At 42.5% G+C, this 14781-nt stretch carries 14 protein-coding genes; 5 read left to right on the plus strand and 9 right to left on the minus strand.

Translation table 11 applies throughout. The annotated features are described in order from the left end of the window. The first annotated feature begins 374 nt into the window (after window positions 1-374). Genes FQ085_RS04000 through FQ085_RS04010 form a run of 3 tightly spaced genes read left to right on the plus strand, consistent with a single transcriptional unit; the run spans window position 375 to window position 2658 of the window. Window positions 375-1190 (plus strand): amino acid ABC transporter substrate-binding protein, encoded by an 816-nt coding sequence (locus FQ085_RS04000; RefSeq protein WP_149455985.1) that lies wholly within the window; start codon window positions 375-377, stop codon window positions 1188-1190. Beyond that, on the plus strand, window positions 1177-1878 hold the full coding sequence (locus FQ085_RS04005) for an amino acid ABC transporter permease (protein WP_058386841.1): 702 nt from the start codon (window positions 1177-1179) through the stop codon (window positions 1876-1878). The genes FQ085_RS04000 and FQ085_RS04005 overlap by 14 nt, the downstream gene beginning before the upstream one ends. 36 nt (window positions 1879-1914) lie before the next feature. Further along, window positions 1915-2658, plus strand: coding sequence for an amino acid ABC transporter ATP-binding protein (locus tag FQ085_RS04010; protein WP_078080677.1), 744 nt, complete (start codon window positions 1915-1917; stop codon window positions 2656-2658). Between the two features lie 186 nt (window positions 2659-2844). On the opposite strand, the gene FQ085_RS04015 is transcribed toward FQ085_RS04010, so the two are convergent. After that, window positions 2845-3981, minus strand: a complete 1137-nt coding sequence (locus FQ085_RS04015; protein WP_149455986.1) for a mandelate racemase/muconate lactonizing enzyme family protein — start codon at window positions 3979-3981, stop codon at window positions 2845-2847. A gap of 98 nt (window positions 3982-4079) precedes the next feature. Here FQ085_RS04015 and FQ085_RS04020 point away from each other — a divergent pair, with 98 nt between their 5' ends. Beyond that, entirely contained in the window at window positions 4080-5285 is a 1206-nt protein-coding gene (locus FQ085_RS04020) for a M20 metallopeptidase family protein (protein WP_058384401.1), read from the plus strand. A 119-nt stretch (window positions 5286-5404) separates the two neighbouring features. Here the strand turns inward: FQ085_RS04020 and FQ085_RS04025 are convergent, their stop codons facing one another. The 8 genes from FQ085_RS04025 to FQ085_RS04060 form a co-directional block, all read right to left on the minus strand. Continuing rightward, on the minus strand, window positions 5405-6595 hold the full coding sequence (locus FQ085_RS04025; protein ID WP_058384400.1) for a glycine C-acetyltransferase: 1191 nt from the start codon (window positions 6593-6595) through the stop codon (window positions 5405-5407). A 92-nt stretch (window positions 6596-6687) separates the two neighbouring features. After that, window positions 6688-7821, minus strand: coding sequence for a bifunctional cystathionine gamma-lyase/homocysteine desulfhydrase (locus FQ085_RS04030; RefSeq protein WP_149455987.1), 1134 nt, complete (start codon window positions 7819-7821; stop codon window positions 6688-6690). 2 nt (window positions 7822-7823) lie between these two features. Continuing rightward, complete coding sequence (locus FQ085_RS04035; RefSeq protein WP_149455988.1) at window positions 7824-8753, minus strand: PLP-dependent cysteine synthase family protein; 930 nt, start codon at window positions 8751-8753, stop codon at window positions 7824-7826. Between the two features lie 11 nt (window positions 8754-8764). Further along, window positions 8765-9238, minus strand: a complete 474-nt coding sequence (locus FQ085_RS04040; protein ID WP_149455989.1) for an S-ribosylhomocysteine lyase — start codon at window positions 9236-9238, stop codon at window positions 8765-8767. A gap of 12 nt (window positions 9239-9250) precedes the next feature. Next, window positions 9251-9886, minus strand: coding sequence for a class I SAM-dependent DNA methyltransferase (locus FQ085_RS04045; RefSeq protein WP_149455990.1), 636 nt, complete (start codon window positions 9884-9886; stop codon window positions 9251-9253). Between the two features lie 225 nt (window positions 9887-10111). Beyond that, window positions 10112-10753 carry a YczE/YyaS/YitT family protein gene (locus FQ085_RS04050; protein ID WP_058384395.1) on the minus strand — a complete coding sequence of 214 codons (642 nt, stop codon included), beginning with the start codon at window positions 10751-10753 and terminating at the stop codon, window positions 10112-10114. Between the two features lie 66 nt (window positions 10754-10819). After that, window positions 10820-11311, minus strand: coding sequence for a Cys-tRNA(Pro) deacylase (ybaK, locus tag FQ085_RS04055; protein WP_149455991.1), 492 nt, complete (start codon window positions 11309-11311; stop codon window positions 10820-10822). A gap of 63 nt (window positions 11312-11374) precedes the next feature. Continuing rightward, on the minus strand, window positions 11375-13534 hold the full coding sequence (locus FQ085_RS04060) for a DNA topoisomerase III (protein ID WP_149455992.1): 2160 nt from the start codon (window positions 13532-13534) through the stop codon (window positions 11375-11377). Between the two features lie 106 nt (window positions 13535-13640). Here FQ085_RS04060 and FQ085_RS04065 point away from each other — a divergent pair, with 106 nt between their 5' ends. Beyond that, the gene (locus FQ085_RS04065; protein ID WP_262499749.1) at window positions 13641-14735 is read left to right on the plus strand and encodes an NERD domain-containing protein; all 1095 of its coding nucleotides are present in this window, start codon (window positions 13641-13643) and stop codon (window positions 14733-14735) included. The last annotated feature ends 46 nt before the right edge of the window (window positions 14736-14781 follow it).

Below are 14781 nucleotides of genomic sequence, written 5' to 3' on the forward strand. Positions count from 1 at the left end.
GCTTTCCTATTAAGTCATTATAAGATGTTCTTTTTAAAAATACAAATATTTTCTGCAAAATCCACCTGAATAGCTACTTCTATTGATGAAATAGCCTTTGTAAGTCTTTGATCATTGATAACCCAAAAATTTTGGACTTATTTTCTATGTCTGCATGGTCGGAGAACAGGAAAAGACATGCTATAATAGACCAACTTTAGGATTTCTTTTGATTAGTCAGCAATTGTTCTTTTTTTTAGCTTTAAAACCAACTATACAAGTAGGTTAAATAAACTTTGTATTTTGGTTGTCTAGCTTAGGAAAAAAATAAGAAGATACACATTCAAAAAGAAATTATCTAGATTAAAACTACAAAGGAATTGAGGAGATTATTGATGAAAAAATTTAGTTTAACGTTTTTATTAGTAGGAATAATGTTCGTTTTAGCTGCTTGCAGCGGTTCAAAGGAAGAAGATCCAACGACAGATGATGCCAGTAAATCCGAAGACGATGTATTAGCTAAAGTCCAAGAAGAAGGAACGTTGGTCATTGGTACAGAAGGCACATATCCGCCCTTCACGTTCCATGATGCCTCAGGAGAACTAACTGGTTTTGATGTTGAAATTGCACGCGAAGTGGCTGATCGCCTCGGTGTAGAAGCTGAATTCCTTGAAACACAATGGGATGCCATGTTTGCAGGGTTGGATGCTGGTCGGTTTGATATGGTAGCCAATCAAGTCGGTATTAATCCAGAACGCCAAGAAAGCTATGAGTTTTCAGATCCATACATTACGTCGACTGCAGTCCTAGTAGTCGCTGAAGATAATAATGAAATTAAAAGCTTCGAAGATTTAAAAGGTCAGTTGTCTGCACAATCGCTCACAAGTAACTACGCTGAAACAGCAACTTCTTTTGGCGCAGAGCTTGAAGGGGTTGAAGGGTTTAACCAAGCGATTGAATTATTGAATTCTGGTCGCGTGGATGCAACCGTTAACGATAATTTAACCGTCTTGGATTTTCTGAAACAACGTCCAGATGCGAAAGTAAAAGTAATAGATAAATCAGAAGATGCTGCACAAAGTGGGCTACTATTTAGAAAAGGCAGCGGCGCAATAGTAGAAGAAGCAAACCAAGCATTAGCTGACATGATTGAAGACGGCACATACGATGAAATTTCAGAAAAATGGTTTGGTGAAAATGTACTTGAATAGTATTTTTTCTGATCCGGTCAGAATGGAACGACTTGTGGATATTGCGCAATCCTCATTTCTTCCTTTGATCGAAGCAACACTTCAATTTACATTACCTTTATCGATTATCTCTTTTATTTTCGGTTTGATATTGGCGGTTTTGACAGCGCTGGCTCGAATTTCCACAGTTAAGATTTTTCAACTTATCGCACGTGTTTATGTTTCCATTATTCGTGGGACACCTTTACTCGTTCAATTGTTCATCTTATTTTATGGATTGCCGACACTTGGCATCACAATCGATCCATTCCCAGCAGCAGTCATTGGTTTTTCGCTGAACGTCGGCGCTTATGCGTCTGAAGTGATTCGGGCAGCGATCTTGTCCATTCCAAAAGGGCAATGGGAGGCAGCCAATACCATTGGCATGTCCTACACGCAATCGCTGCGGCGTGTCATTTTGCCACAAGCATCGCGCGTTTCTTTGCCTCCCTTGTCCAATACCTTTATCAGTTTAGTCAAAGATACCTCTCTTGCTTCCCTAATTTTAGTTACCGAAATGTTCAGAGTCGCACAGCAAATTGCCGCAACCAATTATGAATTCCTGCTATTATACGGTCAAGCGGCATTGCTGTACTGGGTCATTTGCTTTGCCTTGTCATTAGTCCAAGGCAGGCTCGAACATCGTTTTGACCGTTATGTTTCCAGATAATACACGCAGGTTACTGAATGCAGTAAGGAGTTCAATATGATTTCAATAAAAAATTTGCATAAAAAGTTCGGTCAACTCGAAGTATTAAAAGGCATCGATACAGATGTTCAAAAAGGACAAGCAATTGTCGTGATTGGTCCCTCTGGTTCTGGAAAAACGACATTTTTACGGTGCCTAAATACGTTGGAAACCCCAACTTCGGGTTTAGTAACAATTGGTGAACAAACGGTCGATTTCGCTAAACCATTATCAAAAAAGCAAATCATGGCTTTTCGTAAACAATCCGCCATGGTCTTTCAGCATTATAATTTATTTCCTCACATGACCGCTCTTGAAAACGTCATGGAAGGACCCATTACTGTTCAAAAACAAAACAAAAAACTAGCTAAACAAAAAGCAGAGCAATTGCTCATAAAAGTTGGGCTCGGCGAAAAAATCAATGACTACCCGTTCCAACTGAGTGGTGGTCAACAACAGCGCGTCGGTATTGCGCGAGCGCTAGCACTCGAACCGAAAGTCATGCTCTTCGACGAACCAACATCTGCACTCGATCCCGAATTAGTTGGTGAGGTGCTACAAGTTATGAAAGATTTAGCCGCTGAAGGCATGACGATGGTTGTCGTGACACACGAAATGCGCTTTGCCAAAGGCGTCGCTGATGAAGTATTGTTTATGGACGAAGGACGCATCGTCGAACGCGGCAAGCCGGAAGACATTTTCAATCACCCAACTGAAGAACGAACCAAACGTTTTTTGAGTTTAATTCAAGATACGGATTAACAGAAAAGCACAAGCTGCCGTGTAGATTCGACGGGCGTAAGACGCTCTCGCGAAGCGACGTCTCTTCAGTCGCATAGCGAGAGTAGCTTAAGACCCTAGAATCTGGCTGCTTGCGCTGGACAACCAGAAAAGCGCAAGCTGCCGTGTAGATTCGACTCTTATAAACAGAAAAACTCGCATCCCTTTTCAGGGATGCGAGTTTTTCTGTTTATACTCAATTACACATGACTTTACTGTTAGTTTGTCTAGCTGTGCTTGATCTATTTCTATACCTAAACCAGGCTTGCCTGATAACAATACATATGGATGTTCATAAGTTAAATCACCAATTTCTTCGCTAAAGAGCAATGGTCCGGTTAATTCCGTGCTTTCGATATTGATACGTGCCATCGCAACGTGATAGCCTGCTGCTGAAGCAACAGATGATTCTACCATCGAACCGATTTGACACAACATGCCAGCGGCTTCAGCAGTCTTCGCCATTTGCGTAGCATAGAAAATGCCGGCACATTTCATTAGCTTAATGTTAATAACATCTGCTGCTTGCAAACGAATAATTTCTAGCAAGTCTTCCATCGATTGAATACTTTCGTCAGCCATAATTGGGACGGCCGTCTTTGACCGGACTTCTGCTAATCCGCGAATATCCCCCATACGGATTGGCTGTTCAATCCAGGCAATGTTAGCCTCCTCGAGTTGTTTAATCGCTGCGACTGCAATGCCTGGTGATTTCCATCCTTGATTGACATCAACACGGATTGGCACGTCTCTGCCGACTGCTTGACGAACAGCTAAAATTCGCTCTACGTCTTCTTGTGCTTGTCCTTTACCTACTTTCAATTTCAAGGAAGCATAACCCATTTCGACAGCGTGCAACGCTTTTTCTGCCATGATTTCAGGCGCTTCGATGCTCAACACTTTGGGATAATCCAAATGTGCAGTTGCTTGTCCACCAATTAAATTGTAAACTGGCTGCCCCACTGCTTTGCCCATTAAATCATAACAAGCAATATCCACAGCGGCTTTTGCAGCTGAATTACCTGTCATTAAGGCAGTCATTTTCGAATGAATCGCTTCGATGTCGAATGGACTCAGACCGATAATTGCCGGGAGGAATTGTTCTTTCAACACTTCAAATGCCGAAGTAAAATACTCTCCCGTTACATGCTCATCTGGAACTGCTTCGCCGTAGCCGGTCAGTCCGGTATCCGTTTCTAATACGACAATCAATGCTGGCATATCCGGATAAGTTGCGTAAGAAATAATAAATGGTTCGTTGAGAGGAAATCTGACCGCGTGTAACGTCGCTTTTGTAATTTTCATTTAAGAGCCTCCAATGGATTTAACTTGTTGTATACTTATACTATAGTGAACTTTATGAATAATTGATAATTTATTTGATAATCAAAGGAGTTTTGAAAATGACAATCATACAACAAATCGATTCGTTGTTCGAAGAGATGGTAGAAATCAGAAGATACTTACATATGAATCCTGAGTTGTCGCATCAAGAAATCGCGACTCCTGCTTTTATTGCAGAGCAACTAGAAGCAATGGGCGTTGACGTTCGTCGTAATGTTGGTGGACGAGGGGTTGTTGGGACAATTCGTGGCGGTAAACCGGGCAAGACAATCGCGTTCCGTGCCGATTTCGATGCGTTGCCGATTGAGGATCAAAAAGATGTCTCGTATAAATCTACGATCCCTGGTGTTATGCATGCTTGTGGACACGACGGACATACCGCTGCGTTACTTGGTTTTGCAAAAGCGATGGTCGCGATCCAAAAAGATTTGCCTGGAACCATCGTGTTAATCCATCAATTTGGTGAGGAACTATCACCAGGCGGGGCACGTGCCATGATTGAAGATGGTTGCTTAGACGGGGTCGATGCAGTTTTCGGTGCTCATTTGCAGAGCAAGATGGATGTGGGGCGCGTTTATTTGCGGGATGGCTTTTTGCAAGCTTCTGAAGATGCTATCAAGATTACCGTCCACGGTTCTGGAACTCATGGCGCAGAACCTCATCAAGGCATCGACCCGATTTTAGTAGCGAGCCATATTATGGTCGCGCTTCAATCCATTGTTAGCCGTAACGCCAATCCATTAAAAGAATTAGTCGTTTCTATCGGTAAATTCCATGCGGGTGATGCTGATAACGTTATTTCAAGCAAAGCTGTTTTAGAAGGCACCATTCGTGTCTTTGATCCTGAGCTTCGCATACTTGCAGGACAACGTTTACGGGCAATTGTGGAAAATGTCGCCATAGCGATGGGCGCCACTGCCGAATTGATCATCGAAACAGGCTACGACTCGCTTTGGAATCACCTCACTGAAACGGATATTGTTCGTGCCGCTGCACGCGGCGTGCTGGGAGATGAACATGTAGTGGAAATCGATCCGATTATGCCAGTTGAGGATTTTACGTATTATACGCAAGCTAAGCCAGGCGCGTACTTTTTTGTTGGCGCCAAAATGGATAATAGCGAATTGGTTTACCCGCATCACCATGAAAACTTTGATTTTAATGAAAATGCCATGTTGGTGACGGCAAAAGTCTTTGCTGCGATTTATTTTGAGGCGCAAGAAAAGGCTTTGGACAGTATTCGGGTTGATTTGGACAGTATTTGAGAAATTCGGACAGTATTTCGCACGATTCGGACAGTATTTGGTTCAATCTGGACAGTATCGCCTTTATTTGGAAATAAAAACAAGCCAAGCGGCATGCCGCTTGGCTTGTTTCGTATTTTTTAGTTGATAACGCCTAATGCTTTGCCGACTTTTTCGTAAGTCGCGATCGCTTCATCTAACATTTCTTTTGTGTGAGCCGCTGTTGGCATATTACGTACGCGTCCCGTGCCTTTTGGAACTGTTGGGAAGACGATTGATTTTGCATAAACGCCTTCTTCAAATAAGCGCTTCGAAAATTCTTGTGTTAACTTCTCGTCGCCGATGATGCAAGGTGTGATTGGTGTTTCGGAATGACCGATGTCAAAGCCTAATGCGTCTAGACCTTTTTTCAAGTAATCGCCATTTTCCCATAGCTTATCGTGCAATTCTGTTGAGTCAATAATCATTTGTACCGCTGCAGTGATCGCTGCAACGTCTCCTGGAGTTACCGCTGTTGAAAACAAGAACGGACGTGAACGAACTTTTAACCAGTCGATTAGGTTTTTCTTACCGGCTACATAACCACCGACAACGCCGACTGCTTTAGATAAAGTTCCCATTTGCATATCGATTTCTTTTTCAAGACCGAAATGTTTTACCGTTCCTTTACCTTTACCCGTTACGCCTGATCCGTGTGCATCATCCACATACGTAATCAAATCAAATTCTTTTGCGATTTCAACGATTTCTGGAAGTTTGGCAATATCCCCATCCATCGAGAAGACGCCGTCTGTGATGACCATCACTTTATTGTAAAGGCCAGATTCTGTTGCTTCTTTTGCTTTCATGCGCAAATCTTCCATATCCGAGTGTTTAAATGCGATGATTTTCGCTTTCGATAAGCGGCAACCATCGATAATCGATGCGTGGTTTAATTGATCCGAAAGAATGGCATCGTTTTTATCCATTACAGCTGAAATCGCCGCCATGTTGCAGTTAAAACCAGATTGATAGGAAATTGCTGCTGCTGTTCCTTTGAATTCAGCAAGCTTTTCTTCTAATTTTACGTGTAAATCAAGTGTTCCGTTAATCGTACGAACAGCACCTGCTCCAACGCCATACTTATCGATTGCGTCTTTTGCTACTTGTTTCAAGTCTTCGTTTGTCGCAAGTCCTAAGTAGTTATTTGAAGAAAGGTTGATCAGGTCTTTGCCGCGAACTTTAATGATCGCGCCGTTTGGTCCTTCAACCGGGTCAATTTCATTGTAAAGACCTTGCTCTTTTAATTCTGTTAAGTTCTCATCTAAAAATGCATCTAGTTTTTTTGACAATGTCCTCTTCCTTTCAAAACGAAATTCTGTCTCTATCTTACCATACGGTCATTTTTTCCAAAAGAAAAAGCGGACCGAGGTCCGCTTTCTACTCATTTTAATGCATATGCTAGGTCTTCAATCAAATCTTCTACATCTTCTATTCCGACTGAAATTCGCACTAAACCTTCTACAATACCTAACTCTGCACGGCGTTCAATTGGAATAGATGCGTGTGTCATTTGCGCTGGCACAGAAATTAAACTTTCAACTGCCCCTAAGCTTTCGGCCAATGTAAAGTATTTTAGTTTTGCCAGTAATTCTCCAGCTTTTTCTTTACTGCCGACATCAAACGAAATCATACCGCCAAAGCCCGCCGCTTGTTTTTGCATTAATTCGCGTCCCGGGTGACTTTCAAGTCCCGGATAAATCACTTTTCCAACAGCGTCATGTCCTTCTAAAAATTCCGCGATTTTTTGAGCATTAGAGTTCGCTTCTTCCATGCGCAAGCCTAGAGTTTTTAATCCACGAATAAGCAACCACGAATCTTGTGGTCCTAAAATTGCACCGATCGAATTTTGCACAAAGTGAACTTCCTCAGCAAGCTCCGCTGAATTCACAACAACCAGTCCCGCCACAACATCACTATGTCCGCCAATGTATTTTGTCGCACTATGCAAGACAATATCTGCCCCTAATTTAATTGGGTTTTGTAAATAAGGCGTCATGAATGTATTGTCTACAATCGTCAACAAGTTTTTTGATTTTGCGAAAGCTGCAACGGCTTCAATATCCGTTACTTTTAGCAATGGGTTAGTCGGCGTTTCAATGAAAATTGCTTTTGTGTTTTCTTTCACAGCAGCTTTTACTTCCGCTAAGTTTCCAGTATCCACAAAAGTAAATTCTAATCCAAAGCGGTTTAATACTTTATTGATGACACGGTAAGTTCCACCGTATACATCATCGGTTAACACAATATGGTCACCTGCTGAAAACAACATCATAACTGATGAAATAGCGGCCATCCCTGAGCCAAATGCAAATCCAGCATGACCGAATTCGACATCTGCTATCAATTCTTCCAGTGCATGACGTGTTGGGTTTCCGGTACGTGAATATTCATAGCCTTTAAATTTCCCGACCGCTTCTTGCTTATACGTGCTCACTTGGTAAATCGGTGTCGATACAGCGCCTGTTGCTTCGTCGCCGACAATGCCACCGTGAATTAATCTTGTTTTTGGTTTCACTGCTATTCCTCCTCAAAACTTCTATCGTAAATTTGTTGACTCATATAGCGTTCACTTGAATCGGCAAACACCGTCACAATATGACTTCCAGGCTTCGCATTTTCGGCTTCGCGTAACGCTGCTACAAATGCCGCCCCTGACGAACTACCAACCAACAAGCCTTCTACCTTCGCTAGTTCTCGAACTGCCATGAATGCATCTTTGTCCGTAATTGTATGAATCGCTTCAAAATAGCTTTTATCCATATAATCCGGCAAAAATTCCATGCCGATGCCTTCGGTCAAATGAGGTCCTGATGACCCACCGTTTAATATTGAGCCTTCTGGTTCCACAATGACCGTTTTTATCGATGGCTTTTGCGATTTTAAATAGCGAGCGGTCCCCATAAAAGTTCCACCTGATCCAGCTCCTGCAACAAAGACGTCAATTTCTCCGTCTAATGCATTCCATAGTTCAGGAGCAAGCGTTTGAACATAGGTCTCAGGATTCGCCGGGTTGGAAAATTGCGAAGGTGAAAATGCATTTTGCTCTTTAACCAATTGTTCGGCTTTTTTGATAGCACCTTTAATGCCTTCTTCCGTCGGGGTGTTAATGACTTCCGCACCTAATGCACGCATCAAACCTTGTTTTTCTTGACTGAACTTTTCTGGCACTACAAATTTTACGTGATACCCTTTGCCGATAGCAGCAATTGCCAAACCAATACCGGTATTGCCGGCAGTTGGCTCTATTATTGTGCCGCCTGACTTCAAGACACCACGCTTTTCAGCATCTTCAATAAGCGAAACGCCTAATCGGTCTTTGACGCTTCCGCCTGGATTGAAATATTCAAGCTTAGCAAAGATGCGGCAACCGTTTGGGATTTTACTATGCGTTAATTCTAGTAATGGTGTGTTCCCGATCAATTGCTGAATGTTTGTTACATAGTTCATCGATATTCTCCTTAGTTCGCTTCTTCAGCGAATACTTGAGTCCATTGCTCTTTTTTTGCTAACATTTCACGCGCCAATTCTTTCGCGCCTTCTAAACTATGGCTTGCAGCCCAACCGCATTGCACTTCATTGCACGCTGGCACTTCGTCGGCTTCTAAAACATCTTTTAATGTGTTTTCTAAAATGCGAAGAATTTCATCATAATCATCCAAATTAATAACAGACAAATAAAAGCCTGTCTGGCATCCCATTGGTCCAATATCAACGATGTTATCAGAATGATTGCGACTGTGTTCCGCCATCATATGCTCTAGAGAATGTAATCCAGGCATGTCCATATGCTCTTTGTTTGGCTGCTTGAAACGGATGTCGTATTTGCGAATGGTATCGCCTTTAGCTCCTGTTTTTTCTCCTGCTAAACGGACATACGGTGCCACTACTTTTGTGTGATCTAAGTTAAAGCTTTCGACATTCATTTTTTTCATCTCTATCGCTCCTTATATTTTAGTTGCTTCTATCAAAAAGACGTAGTTGTTCATCTTCGACAACTTTACGGTAAACCCTGCTTTTGTAATCAACTCTTCTAGTTTTGGAACCGTTGTATAGTATTCACGGTTCAAGTCTTCTACTAAATTGATATGACCTCTATTTTGTTCAAACGCAATTATTTCCTGTTTGGCTCTTTCTGAAACGAATACAGTGTCTGCAAAAATTACTTTTCCGCCTCTTGGCAGTTGATCGGCATAAAGTTGAAAAGCTTGGGCTTTTTCTGTATCCGTTAAATGATGGAACGCATAAGAACTGACAAAGCTTTGCGGTGAAATTCCGGCTTCAAATTCCAAAAAATCTCCGTCGATCACTTTTAAGTCTGCCATTTTTTCTGCAGTTACTTTACGCATCGCTTGGTTGGGTTCGATTCCTACTACTTGCAACCCGCGTTCAAGAAGTTTTTCAGTCAAATTCCCGGTACCGACACCAAACTCGATAACTGGCTCACTGGCTGCATCAGCCACTGCCTGCAAGATTTCGTTGTATTTTAAGAAGACGTCTTTGTATTCCTCGTCTTTTCCACTAACTGAATCATCATACGTATGAACCCACTCATCAAATATTTCTACAAATTCTCGACCCATAAAATCCTCCGTTAAATTCGTATTTTACAAAACCAATAGACTTACTAGGTTTTATTTATAACATATTGCCGTATGGGTTTCAACTATCATGAGTTGTGAAATGCATTATTATCTTTAATTTGGATTCGTTAAAATTGAGGCACAAAAAAGCCCGGCAACCAATGCCAGGCTCTACTTGTAGTTAGACTTCACATCACTTTAGAATAAGTTACACACGCCTAACTCTTAAACTTTCAGAACGGGCGGCAGATTTTCTTTTTCACCGATCAGTGTTACTAACAATCTTTCAAATTGAGGCAAAGAAACTTGTACAATTCTACCAGTTAACAAAGCAACGGCAATGGTTCCAATGCCAACAGGTCCACCGAGCAACCAACCCAGTAATGCCACTCCTACTTCAATTCCTGCCCGAACGACACTAATACTAAGTCCTGTCTTATCAACGAGCAGCATCATCAAGCTATCCCGAGGACCTGCACCAATTTTCGGTGATACGTAAAGACCGACGCCATAGCCTGAAATAATAATTCCGGCAGACAAAATCACAATTTGTCCGACCAAGGTTTGAATATCAGGAATTAAAAAATTAAAAACATCGATAAAGACTCCGACGAGCAACATATTTAAAAAAGTACCGATTTGCGGGATCCTTCGCGTAAAGAAAGCCGTACTCCCAATCAGTGTGAAACCGGCAATGACTGACCACGTACCAATGGTCAGTCCAAATTTTAAATACAATCCGACGTGTAGCACATCCCACGGCCCAATCCCTAATTTGCTTCCTTTTATGGTCATTGTAAAGCCAAGAGCGAGGACAATCAATCCAACGATAAAGAACAGCCAGCGATAAAATAGCGAACGCTTCATCAACATCCTTCTTTCTTTTATTGTGATATGAAAAATCCACCCATTCAACGCGAATGGATGGATGCTCTATTGACTTGATGCTGTCAACTCGGCAAACTGACCAGTTGTTGCAGCCAGCAGTTCATTAGGAGCTAGTTTCAGCTGAACACCAATTTTACCAGCAGAAACGATTATTTCATCTAGTTGTCCAGCTTCTGAGGAAATGAAGGTCGGGAACGGTTTTTTCATGCCAACAGGAGAGCAACCCCCACGAATATAGCCAGTTAATGTCAAGATTTCCTTGACCGGTAGCATTTCGATTTTCTTTTCACCAGTGGCTTTGGCGGCTTTTTTAAAATCCAATTCTTCTGCAACGGGTATGACAAAGACGTAAGCCTGTTTTGATGCCCCCGTTGCAACCAGCGTTTTGTATACAAATTCTACAGCAAAACCAATTTTTGCAGCGACAGAAACTCCGTCTACTTTGCCGTCTTCTGTACGGTAATGAAGCAGTTCGTAATGGATTCCACTTTTATCAAGCATACGTGCTGCATTGGTTTTCACCATTTTCTTCGCCATAACCTCTCCCCTTGCTTTGAAAAGATTCTTTAGTCACAGCATATCATCATACGCCTCAAGATTCTATTCGCTTTGACCTAATAATTTTTTCAAGGCTTCGGCCATTGCGGTATTTTGAGGGGCTTCATCTTGCTGGTTCAAGTATTTATTGACGTCTTTTTTGTTGGCTTTGGATTGACCGGATTTTTTGCGTTTCTCAAATGCTAATAGTTTTTCACGATGACCACATTTGCAGACGAAAATCTTGCCGTCTCCTTCACCTTGCAATTCCAATTTTTTATGACAATTTGGGCAGCGCGCATTGGTTTGCATCGCCACTTGTTTTTTGTAACCACATTCACGGTCTTGGCAGACGTTCATCTTGCCACGCTTACCGTTGACTTCAAGAAGCGGTTTCCCACAATCCGGGCACATTTTGCCAGTAATGTTATCGTGTTTGAATTTCTTATCGCTCTTTTTAATATCTGACACCGATTTTTCAGCAAAGACAATCATTTCTTTTATGAAGTCTTCTTTTTTCAATTGGCCTTTCGCAATTTTCGTTAATTGCTGCTCCCAATCGGCGGTCAGTTTTGGAGACTTTAAGTCTTCCGGAACAAGCTCCAGCAACTGGCGACCTTTTGACGTAATCGTCAAATCTTTGCCTTTTTTCTCGATCAAAAAGGTATTAAATAATTTATCGATGACGTCAGCTCGTGTGGCTACTGTGCCAAGTCCACCCACTTCGCCAAGCGTTTGAATCACTTCTTTTGTTTCGCCGCTCATAAACTGCGCTGGATTTTCCATAGCCCCAAGTAGCGTTCCTTCATTGAAAAAAGCGGGCGGTTTGGTTTTGCCATCTGTTAACGCAATGCCTTTAAGCGTCAATTTTTGATCTTTTTCAAACGCTGGTAACGTCGTGTCGTTGCTATCGCCTTCGTCTTTGTAAATGCGTTTCCAGCCTTCATTGCGAACGGTATTGCCTTTAGCTTGGAACGTTTCGCCTCCAGCCGTTAGCTTGACCGTCGTTTGATCATATTCGTATTGCGGATAAAATACAGCAAGAAACCGTTTGACGATCATGTCGTATAATTTATGCTCTTTGTCTGATAATTCGTGCAGCGGTGGTATTTCTTCAGTCGGGATAATGGCATGGTGATCGGATACTTTCGCGTCATCAATGACGCCTTTTTGCGGAGCCACTGGATTTTTCAAAATCATTGCCGACAAACTGCGGTACGGTCCGACTTGCACTGCTTTTACGCGATCTTTTAACGTATCACGCATATCGCTCGTTAAATGTTTCGAGTCTGTCCGCGGATACGTCACAATTTTGTAGCGTTCGTATAAATTTTGCAGCGTGTTAAGTGTTTCTTTCGCCGACCAGCTATAGCGCTTATAAGCTTCTTTTTGCAGTTCGGTCAAATCAAATAAAGGCGGTGCTGGCTGACGTTTCGGCGTGATTTTAATGTCCGTCACGGTGCCTTCATGTGTGTTTTCGAGTTTGTTGAATCGCTTGTCAATTTTTTCTTTATCAAATGATTGTGTCGAGTTGCCATCCGTCCATGTAAATGTCGCTTGGTCCGTAATGGCTTGCATGCCGTAATAAGGTTTCGGCTGGAAGTTGCGAATTTGCTTTTCGCGTTCCGCAATCATCGCAAGTGTCGGCGTTTGTACGCGCCCTGTTGATAATTGTGCGTTGTATTTAACAGTTAGTGCGCGTGTTGCGTTAATGCCGACGACCCAATCCGCTTCTGCGCGCGCTACGGCTGCTGCGTATAGATTTTCGTAAGCGCGACCGTCTTTTAAGTTATTAAATCCGTCTTTGATCGCTTTGTCGGTAACCGATGAAATCCACAACCGTTTTACCGGTTTACGTGTATTGGTTTTCTCTAAAATCCAACGGGCGACAAGCTCCCCTTCGCGGCCTGCGTCTGTTGCGATGATGACTTCTTTGACATCGCCGCGCTGTAATTGAGATTTTACCGCATTAAATTGTTTCATCGATTGTTTGATTGGCACCAATTTAAATGGTTTTGGAATAATCGGCAACGTATCCATTTTCCACTCTTTAAAATCATTGTTGTATTGCTCTGGCTGCGCATGCGTCACTAAATGGCCGAGTGCCCATGTGACGATATACTGTTTGCCTTCTAAATAGCCGTTGCCTTTTTGTTCGCACCCTAAAACACGTGCAATGTCACGCGCAACGGATGGCTTTTCTGCTAAAACGATTGATTTCATTTATATTCACCCTCATTTCTACTGTGATTAGTGTAACATTTTCTGTTGGGACTGGCTTTTCGGAAGTGTTTTTGGGGTTGGACAGTATTTTCGTGATTCGGATAGTATGTGGTTGAATTCGGACAGTATTCTAGCGAATTTGGACAGTATTTCAACCATTCCCGACAGTACTTCCATTAACTTCAAATTCCACTTGCACAACACCCACATTCTAGCTATATTTAAAGTAATTTCACATGAAGGAGAGGATCGATTGATCATTAAAACACGCACAAAGCCCCCTCAAATTTTCCAACTAGAAAGTTTGCTTCAACGAATGCCCACTGTCCATCCCCGACATCCCCACTGGACAGAAAAACTCCGTCGCATCACCGCCGGATATCACGGCGAATTGCGCGTAGACTCCTTTTGGCACGAAATCGACCTCTCGTTACCGCATTATTTCATCCACGACTTGTTCATCCAAAAAGAGAAGTCTTCCCATCAAATTGACAGCGTTCTAGTGACCAGCCGATTCGTACTGGTATTAGAAATCAAAAGCATTTCCGGCTTACTCAATTTCGATCCTACTTTGAGGCAATTTTCCAGAACCAATAAAGACGGCAGCATTGATGGCATGAACAATCCAGACGATCAATTGCGCCGCCACGAAAAGTGGCTGGAACAATTTTTACGCAAGCAACGCATCCAGCTGCCTGTTGTCGGCGCCATCATTTTTACGTACCCATCGTCTGTGATTCAATCTCGCGCAGGCAGTCGCATCATGATTCAGTCATCTGGACTACCACACCTCATGGAACAATTACTGATTCGTCACCCACACGATGTATTATCTAAGAAGAAAACGGAAGTGCTGGCGAAAAACTTACTTGCGCTCTATTCAATAAAACCATTTGCGTCACTTGGACTTACGGATTCATTTCCACCTGGTGTGTTATGCCCCAACTGCCCATATTGCTTCCTCCATTATCGTGGTGGAAAATGGCGTTGCAATGCATGTCTGCATGTTGATCCTCTCGCGCATCTTGATGCGCTCAGGCAATACCGCAGTTTGGTCAAAACGACTATCAGCAGTAGAGAATTTCGCGACTTTACAGGAATTATGTCTCCCTCAATCGCTTCAAAGCTATTAGCGAGCTCGAAAATGGCATATCACGGCAGTTTTAAAGATCGGCAGTATGTGATTCCCGAGGCGTTTTAGCTTTTGGACAGTATTTTGGTGATTTGGACAGTATTTGGTGGAATTT

It is taken from the genome of Planococcus sp. ANT_H30 (assembly GCF_008369335.1).
Taxonomy (GTDB): Bacteria; Bacillota; Bacilli; order Bacillales_A; family Planococcaceae; genus Planococcus; species Planococcus kocurii.

Coding starts and splice junctions, on each gene's coding strand:
- ybaK (WP_149455991.1), bottom strand. CDS start 11,311: ATGGCGAAGAAAATGGTGAAAACCAATGCAGCACGTATGCTTGATAAA.
- FQ085_RS04005 (WP_058386841.1), top strand. CDS start 1,177: ATGTACTTGAATAGTATTTTTTCTGATCCGGTCAGAATGGAACGACTT.
- FQ085_RS04040 (WP_149455989.1), bottom strand. CDS start 9,238: ATGAAAAAAATGAATGTCGAAAGCTTTAACTTAGATCACACAAAAGTA.
- FQ085_RS04035 (WP_149455988.1), bottom strand. CDS start 8,753: ATGAACTATGTAACAAACATTCAGCAATTGATCGGGAACACACCATTA.
- FQ085_RS04050 (WP_058384395.1), bottom strand. CDS start 10,753: ATGAAGCGTTCGCTATTTTATCGCTGGCTGTTCTTTATCGTTGGATTG.
- FQ085_RS04000 (WP_149455985.1), top strand. CDS start 375: ATGAAAAAATTTAGTTTAACGTTTTTATTAGTAGGAATAATGTTCGTT.
- FQ085_RS04010 (WP_078080677.1), top strand. CDS start 1,915: ATGATTTCAATAAAAAATTTGCATAAAAAGTTCGGTCAACTCGAAGTA.
- FQ085_RS04020 (WP_058384401.1), top strand. CDS start 4,080: ATGACAATCATACAACAAATCGATTCGTTGTTCGAAGAGATGGTAGAA.
- FQ085_RS04060 (WP_149455992.1), bottom strand. CDS start 13,534: ATGAAATCAATCGTTTTAGCAGAAAAGCCATCCGTTGCGCGTGACATT.
- FQ085_RS04065 (WP_262499749.1), top strand. CDS start 13,641: ATGTGGTTGAATTCGGACAGTATTCTAGCGAATTTGGACAGTATTTCA.
- FQ085_RS04015 (WP_149455986.1), bottom strand. CDS start 3,981: ATGAAAATTACAAAAGCGACGTTACACGCGGTCAGATTTCCTCTCAAC.
- FQ085_RS04045 (WP_149455990.1), bottom strand. CDS start 9,886: ATGGGTCGAGAATTTGTAGAAATATTTGATGAGTGGGTTCATACGTAT.